Source organism: Vibrio sp. 1727, assembly GCF_033344415.1.
Lineage (GTDB): Bacteria > Pseudomonadota > Gammaproteobacteria > Enterobacterales > Vibrionaceae > Vibrio > Vibrio alginolyticus.
In genome coordinates this window covers 134,078-151,629 of sequence record NZ_JAWPOT010000009.1, presented here as the reverse complement: position 1 = coordinate 151,629, position 17,552 = coordinate 134,078, and the positions used below count along the sequence as shown (strand labels likewise).

Sequence of the window (17,552 nt, the reverse complement as noted above, 5' to 3'; positions counted from 1 at the left end):
CATGAAAACCAAGATTCTACATATTATTAATGATCTTTCTCAGAACGGCGGTGCTCAGAAGTTCTTAGTCGACCTTGTTTTAGAACATAAGCCTGAATACGAAATCAAAATTTTGGTCTTGTGTGATGAAAATGATTACTTACCAATGCTATCCGCCCAAGGGATAGAGTGTTTTAACTGGCGCACTTTGTCATTGAGTGAGAAATTCTCTTTGCTGCGTTGGCCGGATGTCGTTCACGGGCACCTCTACCCTTCCATTTACCTAGCGCTATTGGCGGTAGGTAAAAAACGAATCCAAACTGAGCACTGTTCTTATAACCGTCGACGTGACTATCCGCTGTTTAAGTTCATGGAATACGTCTTGTATTGGGGCCACGACTTGACGGTCAGTATTAGTGAAAAAGTACAAGATGAACTGGTGAAGTTCATGCCTCGTTACCAACACAAATATCACGTGGTGCACAATGGCGTTGATTTAAAAAGGTTTTCTATGACGCCAAGATGCGCCAGCCACCTAATCGACAAACCAGTTATCAAGATTGGAATGGTGGGCCGACTTCACCAACATAAAGATCATGAAACGCTTATCCAAGCACTTATCCATTTACCAAGACGATACGAACTCCACCTTGCGGGAGATGGAGAAAAAAAATCGTCACTGCAAGCATTGGCAACAAAAATCAACGTCGCGCAACGTGTTCACTTTCATGGCGTAGTTTCTGACGTTCCAGCCTTTTTGAACGACATGGATATTTACGTGCAATCGTCGCACGTCGAAGGCTTTGGTTTGGCGGCGGTTGAGGCGATGGCAGCAGGCTTACCCGTACTATCGTCGGACGTACCTGGTTTGGATGACGTCACCGGACGTGCCGAATATTTATTTCAAGTTGGTAACGTCACTGAACTGAGCCAAAAAGTGCTCCAGCTGTGTGAAAGTGTTGAGCGGTATGACGCTGCAAGTCAATACTCAGTCAATAGGGCCTCTCTCTACACCATCGATAAATTTCGTGAAGGTTACTATGGAATCTACCAGCAGCTTTGCGCCAACAAATAGTTCCGCGCCATCGAGCCATCGCGCCTCATTGCTTGCAGCATGCCTATTAGCATTGTTCTTTATTCCTATGAAGTTTCGTGCTGGAGGAATAGCGCTAGCCCCATCTGACATCGCAAGCCTTTTGTCCATTGGTTTTACTGCATTAGTGGTATTGGAAGGAAAAGCTGAAAAACTCATGCATCCCTGTATGGGGTTCCTCATATTGTTCACTGGGTATGTGTTCATAAATGGTCTGCTAAATCGCGTCCCTTTAATGCCGCTAGTTATAGAAACTGTGCAATGGTTAGCGATTTTGTGCCTACTGAGCCTAATGTACGCCTATGGCGTGTTTGATGACGAACGGGTAATGGTTTATTTCACGTATCTGTTGTTTTTCATCTGTACGCTCGTTGCCTTATGGCACTTTGCTCAGGGCTATCAAAGCGGGTTTAAGTTACTCGGGGTAAGTAAATACGGGTTCGGTGTACTGTGCTCACTACTGTACCTTTATCGAGATAAAATTCGCGCTTTCCACCTTTTGATGCTCGTAGCTTTAGTATTACTGGTGTTATCACAAGAAAGAAAAGCGCTACTTGGTTTTTGTCTGCTTTTCTTCTTTGACCAACTGCTCGTAAAAAATTTAATGAGAAAATCGCTCAGCGAAACGTACACGTGGACGATTTTATTAGCCTTAAGCTTCATTGTGTTTACTGCCGTCACAACCACACTCTACGTTGGGTTTGAAACGCTAGCAGACACATTGGAAATAACCCAGGAAGACGTCTTATTTGCCAACCAAAGTGAAGCGCGCTGGGTATCGAATCTTCATAGAAAACTTTTACTTGCCAATGGGCTAGATATTTTACTTCAACACCCAGTGCTAGGTGTCGGCGCGAAAATGTTACCCAACTTTATGATCAGTTACTTTAACTATGATGAGCTGGCGATCTACACCCACAACTTTGTGTTAGATACCGCAATTGAATACGGATTGCTTGGTATCGGTCTGCTGTTTGGTGGTTATTTTCTTTTTATTCGCTTTTGCTTCCGTAGTCTTAATGAAAACAGAAAAAGCCTATTACTTGCGATATACGCCCTCATCATGGTGTTTTTCGTTGCGGTAAACACCACCATAATTTTAATACTCTTATTACCCGTCATGATCAGCATGAACAACGACTCAAGGGCCATTGCTCATACTTTTCCGGTAAACCATCACCACGAATATGAATAATCAAGGATAGGATAGATGAAGTATTCAATCTCTCGACAATTTGAAAAGAACCGAGAACTCCAAGCTGATAATTTTGTTTTAGTTTACCAAATGGGCAAAGTTGGCTCCTCATCAATTGAGCACACGCTAGGGGAGAAAAATATCCCGAGCTATCACATCCACACCTTTGATGATCACGAAGAATTTCACATGTATCACAATAAAAAAGACGTGAGTAAATTCTTCGACTTCCGAAACCGCGCACTCTATCGCTTAGTGCTCAAGCAGCGAAAACGTATCTTACAAAAACGCGAGCAGATTAAAATCGTTACGCTGGTCCGCGATCCAATCGCAACTGTCTTTTCTCGCTTCTTTCAAGATCTCCATTTGCAATTTATCGAAGGCAAAAAGAACGATGCAATTCACCGAGATATGGAAGTCACGTATCAGCACCTCGAGCATTGCTTTGATAACTATATCAATCTCAACTATTTTGCGGACTGGTTCGACAACGAGTTAAAGCGTAATTTCAATATCGATGTGATGCGCCAAGAGCTGGACAACACTCAACCTTTCTTCACATTCCAGAACGATCAGGCCAACGTCATGCTAATCAAATGCGAACAGCTCAGTTCTCTTGATAAAGAAATCGGTGAGTTTCTTGAGTTGCAAGACTTCGTGCTGAAAAACAGCAACGAAGCGAAAAACAAGTGGTACTCCAATATCCACCAACACTTTAAGAATCACTACGACTTCTCAAAACTGTTCTATATGTACGATCTTCCCTTGTATCGCCACGTTTATTCAGAGCAAGAGCGTGATGTTTTTAAACACAAATGGATGCAAACACCAGGGACAAAATCATCATGAAGAAAGTGCTCCATGTTACAGAAGCATTTGGAGGTGGCGTTCAAAACGCCCTCTATAGTTATGTTCACTCATCCAGAGACGAGCCTTATCAGCATTTCTTGCTAGCCAGAGCCCGAGAAAACGACTTGACCAATGAGAACAACCACCACATTTTCGTACAGACAAAGTGGGTAGAAGGCGGCTTGCTTCAATTTATTCGCGATGCAAACCACAAGATTGCATCACTTGGCCCCGACGTCGTGCATTTGCACTCGAGTAAAGCAGGATTTCTCGGCCGATTTCTAAAGCTTGGCAAGGCACGCTTGGTTTACACACCGCACTGTTATGCCTTCGAACGTGAAGATATCTCAGAGCTTGCACGCCAGATCTATAAAGCACTAGAGAAAGTAAAACTGAGCAAAATTGATGTGGTTGCAGGCTGTAGCCAACGAGAGTGTGACCTAGCCATTAGCATTGGTGCGAAACGTGCCGAACTGCTCAACAACTACGTGTCTTATCAAAGTGAAGATCGTATAGAGCGAAACAAGCAAGAAGCGCTGAAGCTCGTTGTACTTGGTCGTGTCGCGCCCCAAAAAGATCCTCAGTTTCTTATCAGCACATTGCAGTTCCTTAATCGGTATGCGCTTAACCGCCCGATAGAGATCACATGGATAGGTGGCGGTGACCACGTACTCGAACAGAAATTACGCACTGAAAATGTGGATGTAACGGGCATGCTGCCTCGCGATGAGGTAGTTGAAAAGCTCAAGGGTTCAGACCTTTATCTACATACTGCAGCATGGGAAGGGATGCCGTTAACCATTCTAGAAGCATCCAAGTTACATCTTCCTATGGTTATTCGGACCATCGGCGCAACCAAAGATCTCAACTACCCGTTTTTAGCGCTCACACCTGAAGAAATGGCCAAGCAGATCGCGCATTGTGTCAATCATTATGAAGAGATCGATTTTCGCCAATATACAGCAGAATTAAACGATGCCTTCAGTGAAGAAAAACAGCGCCTCGCACTCAATAATATTTACGGTTAAATGCCCCTATGTTTCACACTGTTCAACAAAAATTACTGTTGATGCCCAGCGGTAAAAAAAGCTTGTTATCTACTGGATTAAAAACCGCAATCACGCGTGTGTTGAGTGCGCTATTTGCTTTTTTACTGACTCTGATTGTATCGAAGATCAGTGACGCTTCGACGGCCGGTCAATTTTTCTTTTTATTCAACCTAGTCTCGCTACTCGCTATCGTTTCTCAGCTAGGTTTTGATGTCTCGTTAGTTCGTTACAATGCGATCGCTTTTAATAACAAAGAGAAGCTTGAACAAAGCCAAAACTATAAAACCGCACTTTATCGAAGTATGGCATTTTGCTTGCTCGCCATAGGCGTTTTGTTGGCAGGGTTTAATCTGTTTCCAGAACAGCTAAACCAGACTCAATCACCGATGTATGCGATTATTTTATGCTTGCTTTGCATACCTTTCTTGGTGCTTGCGCAAACCAACAGTCGGGTGCTTCAAGCATGTAGAAAAGTTGTATCATCTCTGTTTGCGTTGCAGCTTGGGGTAAGCATGTTGATGGTCATTTTTGTCTTTGCCCTAGACTATATCGGTCAGCAAAATATCAACAATCTAATGACCGCACTGCTTTTAGCGAGCATAGGTGTCGCGGTCATATCTAGTGTCAATTGGCTAGGCTCAGATCAATATCAAACATCGGCTTTCGTACCAAACAAAAAAATGGTCTCTTCTGCCAAGCAAGTCTGGGTTGGCAGTATCTTCACGAATGTTCTTCAATGGGGAAGCCTTGTTATTGCGGGCTTTTTTATCTCAACAGCGGAACTCGGTTTGTTAGCCGCAGCCCAACGTACATCACTACTGATTGGCTTTGTGCTGATTACCATTAACTTTGTGGTCGCCCCGATGTTTGCCTCTCTCTACAAAGAACGCCAAATGCGCAAACTGCAGAATCTGAGCCGCTTGGCGTGCCGAGCCAATGTTGGTTTAGCGATTGTACCCGTAATTATTTGCACCCTCTTCCCCGAGTTTGTAATGCAGTTTTTTGGTGAGGAGTTTCTCGCCGCGGCACCACTATTAGTCGTCCTTTCTCTGGGGCAGTTAGTCAATGTTGCGACTGGTTCAGTAGGTTTTTTATTATTAATGAGTGGTCATGAGAGAACCATGAAATACATTACAATTTCCTCCGGTACGGTGTCCATCTGCCTACTTGTTACGCTTTGTCAAATGTTTGGTGTGATTGGTGCAGCGTGGGCAATGGCAATTGGCATGGCTATCCAGAATTTAGCTGCACTGTACTTTGTAAAACGTTACTTAGGCTTCTTTCCAATAGGTTAACTATGGCTTTAATACTGGCACGCACGAGTTTTGTTTTAGTCCTGACGCTAACCGCTTCACTCTCTTTGTGGAAAAGCTCTGACCTACACCATACTGCTTACCTGCAAATGGAAACCTACTTAGGCGGATCAAGTACGCTTCACTTTACTTTCAGTTTATTGATCGGCTTTTTATCGGTCTTCACGTTCCCTTCTCTGGTGAGCTCGAATAAAACCGACGTTTTTGGGATTCGTCTTTTGCTACTGCTGTTAGCTATCGTTTCAATGGAAGAAATAAGCCAACTTTTTATTCCAAATCGATCATTTAGTTTTGATGATCTCAGCACCAACTGGATAGGCGTTATCTCAGGTTACTTTGGTGCCAAGTTAATTCGCTTCATCCGCACTCGATCGTTCTAGTAATACAGGAATCTCTGGGGGATTTGGGTATATAATTACGCCAAACAACCAGACTAACGAGTACATCATGCCATCTCATCCAACCAAGATAACTTTTTTTGAATTCTTAACCCCGTTGATCACGTCAGGCAAAAAGACGATAACGATTCGAGATGAATCAGAAAGCCATTACGTTCCCAATACAGAAGTCGAAGTTTTTACCTTAGAAACGGATCGTAAAGTCTGCGATATCAAGATACGTTCTGTAGAACCACTTCACTTTGAAGATATTAATGAGTTTCATGCAGAACAAGAAGCCATCGAACTACCAAAACTCAAGCAGTTAATTCGAGAAATCTACCCAAATACCGACACGCTCTTTGTTATTGAGTATGAGCTGATTAAATAACCCACAACAAATACTAGACGACTGGTCTAATTCATTCTATAGTACACTTCATGAACGCAAAGACGAATGACACACGCCAACATATTCTCGACGTCGGATACGAGTTGATCGTAAACCGAGGGTTCACGAGTGTTGGTCTTTCAGAGCTGTTAAAAAAGGCCGCAGTGCCAAAAGGCTCGTTTTATCATTACTTCAAGTCCAAAGAACAATTTGGTGAAGCGATGATTCAAGACTACTTTACTAAGTATTTTGAGCGTTTAAACGCACGCTTTACCAATACTGAATTGAGTGGCTACCAACGCCTAATGAGCTATTTCGAAGAAATGGTCAAAGTAGAAGACGACGTGTGTAATGCGAACAAATGTTTATTGGTCAAGTTAAGTGCAGAAGTCTCCGATCTCTCTGAGTCAATGCGCTTGGCATTACGCCAAGGAGCAGACAAAACCATTCAAGCGATAGCGGATTGCATAGACATCGGCATTCAAGATGGCTCAATCCCCAATGGTGACAGTGCGTTATTAGCAAGGCAGATATACTACCTTTGGAATGGCGCTAGCTTGCTGAACAAACTTTATCAAGATCAGGCAGCATTGACGCAAAGTCTGACCTATACTCAACACTTACTGCAGAATACGCGCACTTGTCCATAACAGGCGGCGTGGAAGCAGAATGAACACCCTACACACGTTTCACTGTCAGAAAAAGCGTCAGTGTTAACACAGTAAACCTTCCCGCTTTAAATAAGCGGGATATTTTGAAATAAATACTAGACGACCGGTCTAATCAACAAGTGAGATAGATATGACTAACGCAACAAATCGCAGAATCGTACTCGCGTCACGTCCCCATGGTGCACCGACACAAGAAAACTTTCGTTTAGAAGAGGTAACGAAACCGACTCCGAGAGAGGGTGAAATGCTATTGAGAACGGTTTATTTATCTCTAGATCCATACATGCGTGGTCGCATGAGTGATGCCGAATCATACGCTGACCCTGTTGCAATTGATGACGTAATGGTCGGTGGTACAGTTTGTCAGGTAGAAACATCAAACCACCCAGATTACGAAGCGGGTGAATGGGTTCTTGCCTACACTGTTGGCTGGCAAGACTACGCTATCTCAACTGGTGAGATGGTCATTAAACTTGGTAAAGAACCGCAAAACCCTTCTTACGCGTTGGGCGTTGCAGGTATGCCAGGATTTACCGCGTACATGGGTTTACTCGACATTGGTCAGCCAAAACCAGGGGAAACCATCGTGGTAGCAGCTGCTACGGGGCCTGTAGGCGCAACAGTTGGTCAAATTGGTAAAATCAAAGGTTGCCGAGTTGTTGGTATAGCAGGCGGAGAAGAAAAATGCCGTTACGCTAAAGAGGTGCTTGGTTTCGATGAGTGTATTGATCACAGAGCTGAAGACTTTGCAGAACAACTGAAAAATGCCTGTGACAAAGGTATCGATGTTTACTTCGAAAACGTAGGTGGCAAAGTATTCGAGGCTGTAATGCCACTTCTGAATACAAATGCGCGTATCCCACTTTGTGGTTTGATTTCTCAGTACAACGCGACAGAGCTGCCTGAAGGTACCGACCATCTTCCATTACTAATGGGTAAGCTCCTGACCAAACGAATCAAGGTGCAAGGCTTCATCATTTTTGATGATTACGGACATCGTTACGGTGAATTTGCGCAAGATATTAATCAATGGTTGGCAGAAGGAAAGATCCAATACCGCGAACATCTAGTACAAGGACTGGATAATGCGCCAGAAGCATTCATCGGTCTGTTGGAAGGTAAGAATTTCGGCAAGCTTGTAGTACAGATTAACGACCCATTATAAAAAGGGATATGTAAATGATTAAACTTCACCACCTCAATCAGTCTCGTTCAAAGCGCATCATTTGGTTACTTGAAGAGCTAGATGTAAATTACGAGATTGTACCCTATGTCCGTGATTCCGTGACCTTCATGGCACCGCCAGAACTAAAAAGTGTTCACCCATTAGGAAAGTCACCTGTTCTTGAAGATAACGGCGAGATTATCATTGAGTCAGGTGCAATGACCGAATATTTGATTGAGAAATACAGTGACGGAGCCTTTGCTCCTGAGCGTGGTACAAAAGCACACACAGAATATTTGCAATGGATGCACTTTGCAGAAAGCTCTGCAATTTTACCTATGCTGCTAAAAATCTTCGTAAGCAAAGAGCCAAATGAAACTCAGTTTTTATCAGGCTATGCCGACAAGGAAGCAATGAATGTACTAGGCTACTTCGAGCAATCCTTAGAAGGCAAAACTTACCTAGTAGAAGAGCGTCTGACTGGCGCTGACATCATGATGTCTTTCATTGTCGAATTGGTTCAAAAGTTTGGTTTAGTTAATCACTTCCCTAATATTGAACGTTATGGGAAACAGCTCGCGACACACCCAGCATTTGCAAAAGCTGAACAACTTGAAGTGAAGTACTCTTAATTACTTCCCCCCTTTCGCCCCTTTGATGACACGTAAAACTTCATTTAAGGGGCGATATTACTAGCATCGCAGACACGCTAACTGGATAGCGCTCCCCCCAGTCAATCGCTTTCGAGAACGCCGATTGTTATGTCAATCAAGCTAATGTAGTAAATTTCTGATTCTAATATAGTTTCGACCATAGTCACCATCTATTGAATTGATAAGCAATATCAGTTTTCTCCCCCAGCTTTTCCGTAATAACCTCCTCTACAGTTTCTAAGGTATTGAACCCTGGAGGGGGAAGAAAAATGACAAACAAGAAATTGACTACAGCAGCAGGCTGCCCTGTCGCACATAACCAAAACGTTATGACTGCAGGTCCTCGTGGCCCTCAACTATTACAAGACGTTTGGTTCCTTGAAAAATTGGCACACTTTGACCGCGAAGTGATCCCTGAGCGTCGTATGCACGCAAAAGGTTCTGGTGCTTACGGTACGTTCACAGTAACGCACGACATCACAAAATACACTCGCGCTAAGATCTTCTCTGACATCGGCAAAAAAACAGAACTATTCGCTCGCTTCACTACTGTAGCTGGTGAGCGCGGTGCAGCAGACGCAGAACGTGACATCCGTGGTTTCGCACTAAAATTCTATACTGAAGAAGGTAACTGGGACTTGGTTGGTAACAACACACCAGTATTCTTCCTACGTGACCCACTAAAATTCCCAGACCTAAACCACGCAGTAAAACGCGACCCTCGCACTAACATGCGTAGCTCTACCAACAACTGGGATTTCTGGACATCACTACCAGAAGCATTCCACCAAGTGACTATCGTAATGAGTGACCGTGGTATCCCAGCTTCTTACCGTCATATGCATGGGTTTGGTAGCCACACATTCAGCTTCATCAACGCAGAAAACGAGCGTTACTGGGTGAAATTCCACTTCAAAACTCAGCAAGGCATCAAGAACCTGACTGACCAAGAAGCAGAAGCGATCGTAGGTAAAGACCGCGAAAGCCATCACCGTGACCTTTACGAAGCGATTGAGCGCCAAGACTTCCCTAAATGGAAGATGTACGTACAGATCATGCCTGAGCTAGAAGCGGATGAAGTCAACTTCAACCCATTCGACCTAACACGTGTATGGTCTCAAAAAGATTACCCACTGATCCCAGTTGGTGAGTTCGAACTGAACCGTAACCCAGAAAACTTCTACGCAGAAGTTGAGCAATCAGCGTTCAACCCAGCTGCAGTCGTACCTGGTATCGGCTTCTCTCCAGATAAAATGCTACAAGGTCGTCTGTTCGCTTACGGCGATGCTCAGCGTTACCGTCTAGGTGTGAACCATCATCAAATCCCAGTGAACGCACCTCGTTGCCCTGTTCACAGCTACCACCGCGATGGCGCAATGCGCGTTGATGGCAACTTTGGTTCAACACTGGGTTACGAGCCAAACTACAAACAAGAATGGGCAGAGCAACCAGATTACTCTGAGCCACCTCTACGCATCAATGGCAACGCTGATCACTACGATCATCGTGTAGACGAAGACTACTTCAGCCAAGCGGGTGACCTATTCCGTCTGATGAGCGAAGAGCAACGTCAAACTCTGTTCGATAACACAGCTCGCGCAATGGACGGTGTGCCAGAGTTCATCCAACAGCGCCACGTTCAACACGCATACCAAGCGGACGAAGCGTACGGCAAAGGTCTTGAAATTGCACTAGGCTTAAACAAGTAAGCGAACGCTGCAATCATTACACTGTGTGATTTAAAGACGAAAAAAAGGAGGTGCTCTACAGCACCTCCTGATTTCAAATCACTAATCCTTAATCACAAGTCACAAAACATGCTCAAGGTGATTCATTATGATTAACTTAGATTTCTTTAAGCTCTTTGATACCAAAGAACTGTTTATCTATTACTGATTCATCAACTACTGATTTTTAGCTACCGCTTTGATCAGTACTGATGTATCCATGCGACCTAAACCATCACGTTGAAGGTCTGCGTATTGCTCATCCACTTTCTTAGTCAGTGGAAGTTCTAGACCCACTCGCTCAGCTTCTTGCAGACAGAAACCTAAGTCTTTGCGCATCCAATCAATAGCGAAGCCAAAATCGAACTTGTCTTCAGCCATCGTATTTGCGCGGTTTTCCATCTGCCAAGAACCTGCAGCGCCATGCTTAAGTGTTTCTACAACTTGAGCAATGTCCAAGCCTGATTTTTGTGCTAGCAACAAAGCTTCACTCAGACCTTGTAAAACGCCTCCAATACAGATTTGGTTTACCATCTTACAGCGTTGACCCTGACCGTTTTCACCCAGTAGCGTCATCTGCTTCGCGTACACATCCATCGCCGGAGACACACGGTCAAAAATGCTTTGTTCACCACCACACATGATGGTTAGAACACCATTTTCTGCGCCCGCTTGACCACCAGAAACTGGCGCATCAATAAAGTGATTACCGTACTTAACACACGCTTCAGCCAGCTCAACCGCTAGGTCTGCAGAAGTGGTCGTGTGATCGACTAGCACTGCGTCCGCTTTCAAGCCGACCAGAATGCCCTCTTCACCGTAAACAACGCTACGAACGTCATCATCATTACCCACACAGGTAAAAACGATGTCACAGCCTTCCGCCGCTTCACGTGGTGTTTCACAAGCTACGCCTTGGTATTCTTCAGCCCATTTGTCGGCTTTCGCTTTTGTGCGGTTGTATACTTTGGTTTCAAAGCCCGCTTTACTTAGGTAACCAGCCATTGGGTATCCCATCACACCCAGACCAATAAATGCTACTCGTTGTTTTTCCATTGCACGCTTCCCTTAGTTCACCTGACTGAAATATTTCGTAACATGCTACTAAAGAATTGAAATCATTACTCGTGATTTCTCTTTCCTCGGTCTCGATGATCCTGCATTGCAGTCCGTTTATTGCGCCTTCTACACCCCTTTACTTGACGATTAGCGTAACAGTCAAAGCACTTACATAGGTTCACTACTGCTTAGCATGGAACATCGCTTGCCCACTCTTGTCCTTGTTCGACCAGAAATTGATGTTGAACTGAGCATCATCGCTCATCTCAATGCGGTGCCAGTACTGCGGTGGACTTGTAGCAAACTGGCCTGCATTAATCACCACCACTACTTCTGCTTCTGTGGCATTTTCATCAGCAAAGCCGTAGTAAGTCACTTGCCCTTCCATGACGCAAAGCTGTCCAAACACTCCCTCAGCGGTATTGTGATGAGTCAGTAGCGCTGGTGGCACATTGTCTTTAGTGAAGAAAGGCGTTGAACGTTGAACAGTCCAGTCTTTAGGAATTCTTAGATGCGACATAATGATACCCTCTCTAATTACAATTCTTTTCGTTAAAATCGGTTAAGCCTGAGCGGCTTGAGACAACTCTCGAAGCAATGGAAATGCTTGCGTAACTTGTTCTCCCGTCACGACGAAGCCCATGAGTCGGCTATTTTCATCTTCTGCTTTCGCGGCAATGCCAGTTTGAGAAATCTGCACGCTCCAGTTCGTCACCGAACTAAAATCGCCTGCCAATTGAATTGGGTAGCTCGGCGTTTTGACCTTTACCATCATAGGCGGTAGTTTCAACTCTGCTTCTTGCCCCAGTAGTTGTTTGCCCAAAGCATTGGCACTTAGCACGATCGGTTGGAGGTACGGCATCATTCGACCTTGGATCTCAGCACAATCGCCTAATGCGAACACATTGGCTGCTGATGTCTGTAATCGAGCGTCCACCTCGATGCCTTTATTGACACTCAACCCACAAGCCTTCGCTAACCAAGTGTTTGCACGTAAACCCGCCGCTGAAATCACTACATCGGCTTCGATTTCCTTACCTTTGCTCAAGCTTGCCACCAGCGAATCATCCGAGTGATTGATCGCGACAACTCCAGTCTCTAAGGCAAGTTGAATACCTTGCTGCTTAAGTTGATTCTCCAGCGGCAATGCAACAAATTCAGGAATCAAGTTAGCGAGCAAACGGGGATTTGGCTCAACCACCGTAACGGCTTTACCACTGGTTGCGAGATCCATGGCGATCTCGACGCCGATCAAACCACCACCCATTACTAGAATTCGTTCCGCCCGGCTAATTTGCTCTTCCGCTAATTGATATTCTTGTAGCGAGTTCAGCGTTATCACCTCAGGTGCTGCATCGCCAGATATTGGCGGCACAAAGGCTTTCGCGCCTGTCGCAAACACCAGTTTGGAGTAAGAATAGGTTTGGCCGTTGGCTACCACTTGCTGGGCTTGCACGTCGACATGCTCAATCATGGTATGGGCGAACAGTTCGATGTTGTGTTCCTGTGCGAACGCCTCACCACTTTTAACCACTAAGTCTTGGGCGGTTTGCTTGTTGCTGAATACATGACTCAAATCAGGCTTGTTGTATTCCGCGCCGTCATCAGCAGTAAACACTTGCAGCGGAATATGTGCGTCCATTCGACGCACTGTTTTCACCAATTGGTAAGCCGCAAAGCCGCTACCAATAATCACAATAGGTGCTTGCATATTCCCTCCTAACCGTTGTATTCAACGAAAACGTCTTTACCTAAATGGCATTCTGGGCACAAGAAGTAATCTGGCACTTCCGACCAAGCTGTACCCGGTTCAACACCTTGGTTAGGCTCGCCTTTAGCTGGGTCGTATACCCAATTACAAACCGTACAAACCATGCATTGACAATCTGCGGGATGCGCCTCAGTACTAGGGTTGCTAGGAGCAGCATCTACTACCGCTTGTGTTGTCACTGGCGCAACGGGTTGTGATTGAACTTGTGGTACAGATGCAGTAATCGCAGGAGAAATAACAGGACTTGTCAGGTCATGCTTTGCCCACAATTTTGCGATGTTCTGACCATGTTCGCGACATTCACGCATCGCTTTACCATCTGGTCGCCATTTGGTTTTCAAGCTCACTGCGGTTTCAAAACCTGCGTCAGTCAATCGAGCATGGATACGATCCACCGCGCCACCATTCCACCCGTAGCTACCGAATGCAGCGGCCTTTTTCGCTTTAAAGCGCAGACCGGTAATTTCTTCTAGCATGCCAGCGATCTTCGGCATCATGACGTTGTTCATGGTAGACGAACCAACCAAGATGCCTTTTGAGCGGAATACATTGGCGAGAATTTCATTCTTATCATGCTTAGAGACATTAAAGACTTTGACCGCCACACTAGGGTCGACATCGTGAATGCCTTGCGCGATTGCATCGGCCATCATTCGGGTGTTGTTTGACATAGAATCGTAGAAAATCGTAATGCGATCTTCTTGATAATTGTCTGCCCACGCTAAGTATTGCTCGATGATTTGAACCGGATTATCGCGCCATACAATACCGTGTGACGTTGCGATCATGTCAACAGGCAAATTAAAGCTCAGCACTTCTTTGATTTTAGCGGTTACCAAGCTGCTGAATGGCGTTAGGATGTTTGAGTAGTAACGCAAACACTGTTCCATCAACTCATTTTGATCCACTTCATCATTGAACAAACGTTCATCGCAGTAGTGCTGACCAAATGCGTCGTTACTGAATAACACTGCATCGCCAGTTAGGTAAGTCATCATGCTGTCTGGCCAATGCAGCATCGGCGCTTCCACGAACACCAATTGCTTACCGTTGCCAATATCAATGCTGTCGCCTGTTTTTACGGTTTTGAAGTTCCACTCAGGATGGTGGTGATGACCCACAATCGAATCAATCGCCGCTTCTGTACAGTAAATTGGCGTGTTCGGAATCTTCTCCATCAATGCCGACAATGCACCTGAGTGATCTTCTTCTGCATGGTTTACCACGATAAAGTCGATAGACTTAAGGTCGATTTCCATCTCTAAATTTTGGATGAATTGTTGACTGAATCGATGATCGACCGTATCAATCAATACGGTTTTCTCTTCACGAATTAGATAACTGTTGTAGCTGGTACCTTTTGTCATTTTGTATTCTGTACCGTGGAAGTCTTGAACTTCCCAATCGCGTTGACCTACCCAGTGGATGTTGTTTTTTACGTGAATTGTCATAATTACTACCTTGAATGACGGGATAAACAAAAATAATTTCTTCTTGTATTGCACTGGGCATGCCAACTTTTTATTACTATATATTTCAATATCTTAATTAAAATCCAACTTTGATAAGTGTCATTTGGACACAGTTGAAAATTGTCATTAAGACACTACAATAGTCATATTGACACAATCGGTATTGGCTATGACTTCTTTAATCGCGCAATGGCTACACATCACGCAAGACCTTAACTCGGCGCTCACTCAACAGGCTCGCTTCGATACGTTATTAACGGCGATTCGAGATGTATTGAAGTGTGACTCTTCAGCCCTTCTTTTGTATGAAGACCAGCACTTTAAACCTTTAGCGATCAATGGATTGGCGAAAGAGGTCCTTGGACGCCGTTTCTCTATTGAGCAACACCCAAGATTAGAAGCCATTGCCCGAGCAGGCGATATCGTGCGCTTTCCCTCCGACAGCGACTTACCTGATCCATACGATGGCTTGATTCCAAACCACGATGACAAACTGCATGTCCATTCCTGCATTGGTTTACCTCTGCTGATCGACGATCAACTGATTGGTGCCATTACGATTGACGCCTTCGACCCCAACCAATTTGATGGGCTACGCAACCAAGAGTTACGGTTTGTCAGCGCGTTGGCAGCAGGTGGCTTGCACACTGCACTTCTGCTAGAGCAACTAGAAACTCAAGCGAGCCTGCCACGTGACTCTTACGCTGAGAAACGCACGTTGAGTAACGAAATCATTGGCAACTCTCAGGGCATGAGGAATCTTCAAGAGCAGATTGATGCCGTCGCCGATACGGAATTGTCTGTGTTGGTCATGGGAGAAACAGGCGTAGGTAAAGAGTTGGTTGCCAGCGCTATTCACCATCGTTCTAGCCGATCGAACAATACTTTGGTTTACCTCAACTGTGCGGCGCTGCCAGAATCAGTCGCGGAAAGCGAGTTGTTCGGCCATATCAAAGGCGCATTCACAGGCGCAATCAGCAATCGTAAGGGTAAGTTTGAACAAGCCGATGGCGGCACACTGTTTTTAGATGAAGTCGGCGAACTGTCGTTAGAACTGCAAGCTAAGTTACTTCGAGCTCTACAATACGGCGACATTCAACGTGTGGGTGATGACCGCCATATTCGAGTCAATACACGCATTGTCGCCGCCACCAACCGTATATTGCATGAAGAAGTGACTGCTGGTCGCTTCCGAGCCGACTTATATCACCGCCTAAGCGTCTTCCCGCTTCATGTTCCACCTCTTCGTGAACGTGAAGACGATGTGGTGTTACTCGCAGGCTTTTTTGCCGAACGTTTAAGAAGCAAATTGGGATTGAACAGCATTCGTTTGTCCCCCACTTTGGTGCAGGCACTCAAAGACTATTCATGGCCAGGCAACGTGCGAGAGCTTGAACATGTCATTAAACGTGCTGGTGTTTTGGCAAAAGCGCGTACCCACGCCATGGACATTGAGCTAGTTGAGCAAGATTTTGACATCCGAACGCCGAATCAGAACATCAAGAACGTTGAAGAAACGGAACAAAAATCTCGGCTTGAGCTACCAGAAGGCGGATTAAAGCCTGCCACAGACGCCTTCCAAAAAGCGATGATTGTTCGAGTTCTGGAAGAGAACCAAGGTAACTGGGCAGCAACGGCACGTCAGCTTGAATTAGATAACGGCAATTTGCACCGATTAGCAAAACGGCTAGGGATAAAATAGACACTAACGAATATCACCTAATATGGCATATTCATCGCCAAATAAAGAGCCGATGCCCAACCGCTCACTCAGCCCACTATAAGTAGTGAGCTGAGTGCTCAGATAGAATAGCCACCTAAGTTTGACGGTATTTTCTTCTAAATTTTATTGTCTTGAACCACCTCACAGATTTAATAAGCCTTAACAATAAACACAATAATAGTTAAGGTATTTTTATGAGCCAGATCTAATAAAATTAAATATATAGTATTTATTTTAAGAATCTAAACTTTCAAAGTTCATCATAATAAATACAACCTCTATGTATACACTTTACCTTCAAAAAACATCAAAATATAATCCCTTCGATAAAAACAATTAAATGAATTTAACTGTATAAAAGTGAGGAGAATAAAATATGGGGTATGGGGCGACAGTATATTCATTAGATACTGAAAAGGTTTTTAACGTACTAAAGAATGAGCGTAATCCAGAGCTAGAAAAAGCCATCATGGAAAGGTGTCAAGACTCCTTTAAAGTGATTAATGAAATGCTGGAAAGTAGTGGCGAAAGCATCCGAGCTGAAGAGCTTCTTATGCAGATGCTGTCTGAAGAGATAAAATACAGTCACTTGGGTTACGCCTATGCTTACTTGCTTGAAGCTATATGTAAGATCACTGGTTATTACTTATCCAATAACTCTTGGTATCCTTGCGATGTAAACGATTTCTGCGATATTCCATTCACTAATACCGATTATCCCATAAAATTCCCACTCCCTGACGATTTCCCTGTTGTTTTTATGATAAAAAATCAAGATATTCACCAAGATAACGTTGACTTCGGAGGCTTATCAGAGCAACAAATATCTGAAGTCAAGAGCTGGTACACTCATGCAGTCGTAAACAATCGTGACTTGGTATTATTTTATTATTAATTTTAACTATTAATAAATTATCCAATAGTTAAAATAACAATAGAATATTAATAAAACTCTAGCTTATATTAAGATAGAGTTTTATCTATTTAACTGAAATTTTTATAATTTTAAAAATATTATATTTCACACCTAATTTATAGACTCTGTGTATAGTGTGTTCAGAGGCA

The 17,552-nt window shown here is 44.2% G+C and carries 17 protein-coding genes; 13 read left to right on the top strand and 4 right to left on the bottom strand.

The window, feature by feature from the left end; translation table 11 throughout:
* The first annotated feature begins 1 nt into the window (after window position 1).
* The 11 genes from R8O10_RS10980 (at window position 2) to R8O10_RS10930 (ending at window position 10,444) form a co-directional block, all read left to right on the top strand.
* Window positions 2-1,054: a glycosyltransferase gene (locus tag R8O10_RS10980; protein ID WP_005385849.1), complete on the top strand. Its 1,053-nt coding sequence runs from the start codon at window positions 2-4 to the stop codon at window positions 1,052-1,054.
* Window positions 1,020-2,267: an O-antigen ligase family protein gene (locus tag R8O10_RS10975; protein ID WP_258474776.1), complete on the top strand. Its 1,248-nt coding sequence runs from the start codon at window positions 1,020-1,022 to the stop codon at window positions 2,265-2,267. Before R8O10_RS10980 ends, R8O10_RS10975 begins: the two co-directional genes overlap by 35 nt.
* A gap of 15 nt (window positions 2,268-2,282) precedes the next feature.
* Window positions 2,283-3,116 (top strand): putative capsular polysaccharide synthesis family protein, encoded by an 834-nt coding sequence (locus tag R8O10_RS10970; RefSeq protein ID WP_258474777.1) that lies wholly within the window; start codon window positions 2,283-2,285, stop codon window positions 3,114-3,116.
* A complete protein-coding gene (locus R8O10_RS10965) occupies window positions 3,113-4,144 on the top strand; it encodes a glycosyltransferase family 4 protein (RefSeq protein WP_318191392.1) in 1,032 nt (343 codons plus the stop codon). The genes R8O10_RS10970 and R8O10_RS10965 overlap by 4 nt, the downstream gene beginning before the upstream one ends.
* An 8-nt stretch (window positions 4,145-4,152) precedes the next feature.
* Window positions 4,153-5,460 (top strand): oligosaccharide flippase family protein, encoded by a 1,308-nt coding sequence (locus R8O10_RS10960; protein WP_318191391.1) that lies wholly within the window; start codon window positions 4,153-4,155, stop codon window positions 5,458-5,460.
* 2 nt (window positions 5,461-5,462) lie between these two features.
* Complete coding sequence (locus R8O10_RS10955; RefSeq protein WP_258474778.1) at window positions 5,463-5,858, top strand: VanZ family protein; 396 nt, start codon at window positions 5,463-5,465, stop codon at window positions 5,856-5,858.
* A 67-nt stretch (window positions 5,859-5,925) separates the two neighbouring features.
* On the top strand, window positions 5,926-6,246 hold the full coding sequence (gene yqfB / locus R8O10_RS10950; RefSeq protein WP_005385855.1) for a N(4)-acetylcytidine aminohydrolase: 321 nt from the start codon (window positions 5,926-5,928) through the stop codon (window positions 6,244-6,246).
* A 50-nt stretch (window positions 6,247-6,296) separates the two neighbouring features.
* Window positions 6,297-6,896: a TetR/AcrR family transcriptional regulator gene (locus R8O10_RS10945; RefSeq protein WP_005385858.1), complete on the top strand. Its 600-nt coding sequence runs from the start codon at window positions 6,297-6,299 to the stop codon at window positions 6,894-6,896.
* Between the two features lie 151 nt (window positions 6,897-7,047).
* Entirely contained in the window at window positions 7,048-8,082 is a 1,035-nt protein-coding gene (locus tag R8O10_RS10940; protein WP_213873852.1) for an NADP-dependent oxidoreductase, read from the top strand.
* Between the two features lie 14 nt (window positions 8,083-8,096).
* Window positions 8,097-8,714: a glutathione S-transferase family protein gene (locus R8O10_RS10935; RefSeq protein ID WP_005375238.1), complete on the top strand. Its 618-nt coding sequence runs from the start codon at window positions 8,097-8,099 to the stop codon at window positions 8,712-8,714.
* 290 nt (window positions 8,715-9,004) lie between these two features.
* Window positions 9,005-10,444 carry a catalase gene (locus R8O10_RS10930; RefSeq protein ID WP_017821260.1) on the top strand — a complete coding sequence of 480 codons (1,440 nt, stop codon included), beginning with the start codon at window positions 9,005-9,007 and terminating at the stop codon, window positions 10,442-10,444.
* A gap of 195 nt (window positions 10,445-10,639) precedes the next feature.
* Here the strand turns inward: R8O10_RS10930 and R8O10_RS10925 are convergent, their stop codons facing one another.
* From R8O10_RS10925 to norV, 4 genes are all read right to left on the bottom strand, one after another.
* Window positions 10,640-11,518, bottom strand: coding sequence for an NAD(P)-dependent oxidoreductase (locus R8O10_RS10925; protein ID WP_017821261.1), 879 nt, complete (start codon window positions 11,516-11,518; stop codon window positions 10,640-10,642).
* A gap of 184 nt (window positions 11,519-11,702) precedes the next feature.
* Window positions 11,703-12,041, bottom strand: coding sequence for a DUF1971 domain-containing protein (locus R8O10_RS10920; protein WP_005375231.1), 339 nt, complete (start codon window positions 12,039-12,041; stop codon window positions 11,703-11,705).
* 42 nt (window positions 12,042-12,083) lie between these two features.
* A complete protein-coding gene (norW, locus tag R8O10_RS10915) occupies window positions 12,084-13,232 on the bottom strand; it encodes an NADH:flavorubredoxin reductase NorW (protein ID WP_318191390.1) in 1,149 nt (382 codons plus the stop codon).
* 8 nt (window positions 13,233-13,240) lie between these two features.
* The gene (gene norV / locus R8O10_RS10910) at window positions 13,241-14,743 is read right to left on the bottom strand and encodes an anaerobic nitric oxide reductase flavorubredoxin (protein ID WP_372052361.1); all 1,503 of its coding nucleotides are present in this window, start codon (window positions 14,741-14,743) and stop codon (window positions 13,241-13,243) included.
* Between the two features lie 190 nt (window positions 14,744-14,933).
* Here norV and norR point away from each other — a divergent pair, with 190 nt between their 5' ends.
* Both norR and R8O10_RS10900 read left to right on the top strand, forming a co-directional pair.
* Window positions 14,934-16,466 (top strand): nitric oxide reductase transcriptional regulator NorR, encoded by a 1,533-nt coding sequence (gene norR, locus R8O10_RS10905; protein WP_248486176.1) that lies wholly within the window; start codon window positions 14,934-14,936, stop codon window positions 16,464-16,466.
* A 397-nt stretch (window positions 16,467-16,863) separates the two neighbouring features.
* A complete protein-coding gene (locus R8O10_RS10900) occupies window positions 16,864-17,382 on the top strand; it encodes a hypothetical protein (RefSeq protein ID WP_053307894.1) in 519 nt (172 codons plus the stop codon).
* Window positions 17,383-17,552: the final 170 nt, after the last annotated feature.

Bases quoted from the DNA above. Each gene is read 5' to 3' on its own strand.
- norR (WP_248486176.1), top strand. From the start codon at position 14,934: ATGACTTCTTTAATCGCGCAATGGCTACACATCACGCAAGACCTTAAC.
- R8O10_RS10970 (WP_258474777.1), top strand. From the start codon at position 2,283: ATGAAGTATTCAATCTCTCGACAATTTGAAAAGAACCGAGAACTCCAA.
- R8O10_RS10900 (WP_053307894.1), top strand. From the start codon at position 16,864: ATGGGGTATGGGGCGACAGTATATTCATTAGATACTGAAAAGGTTTTT.
- norW (WP_318191390.1), bottom strand. From the start codon at position 13,232: ATGCAAGCACCTATTGTGATTATTGGTAGCGGCTTTGCGGCTTACCAA.
- R8O10_RS10945 (WP_005385858.1), top strand. From the start codon at position 6,297: ATGAACGCAAAGACGAATGACACACGCCAACATATTCTCGACGTCGGA.
- R8O10_RS10955 (WP_258474778.1), top strand. From the start codon at position 5,463: ATGGCTTTAATACTGGCACGCACGAGTTTTGTTTTAGTCCTGACGCTA.
- R8O10_RS10925 (WP_017821261.1), bottom strand. From the start codon at position 11,518: ATGGAAAAACAACGAGTAGCATTTATTGGTCTGGGTGTGATGGGATAC.
- R8O10_RS10935 (WP_005375238.1), top strand. From the start codon at position 8,097: ATGATTAAACTTCACCACCTCAATCAGTCTCGTTCAAAGCGCATCATT.
- R8O10_RS10975 (WP_258474776.1), top strand. From the start codon at position 1,020: ATGGAATCTACCAGCAGCTTTGCGCCAACAAATAGTTCCGCGCCATCG.
- R8O10_RS10920 (WP_005375231.1), bottom strand. From the start codon at position 12,041: ATGTCGCATCTAAGAATTCCTAAAGACTGGACTGTTCAACGTTCAACG.
- norV (WP_372052361.1), bottom strand. From the start codon at position 14,743: ATGACAATTCACGTAAAAAACAACATCCACTGGGTAGGTCAACGCGAT.
- R8O10_RS10960 (WP_318191391.1), top strand. From the start codon at position 4,153: ATGTTTCACACTGTTCAACAAAAATTACTGTTGATGCCCAGCGGTAAA.
- R8O10_RS10940 (WP_213873852.1), top strand. From the start codon at position 7,048: ATGACTAACGCAACAAATCGCAGAATCGTACTCGCGTCACGTCCCCAT.
- yqfB (WP_005385855.1), top strand. From the start codon at position 5,926: ATGCCATCTCATCCAACCAAGATAACTTTTTTTGAATTCTTAACCCCG.
- R8O10_RS10965 (WP_318191392.1), top strand. From the start codon at position 3,113: ATGAAGAAAGTGCTCCATGTTACAGAAGCATTTGGAGGTGGCGTTCAA.
- R8O10_RS10980 (WP_005385849.1), top strand. From the start codon at position 2: ATGAAAACCAAGATTCTACATATTATTAATGATCTTTCTCAGAACGGC.
- R8O10_RS10930 (WP_017821260.1), top strand. From the start codon at position 9,005: ATGACAAACAAGAAATTGACTACAGCAGCAGGCTGCCCTGTCGCACAT.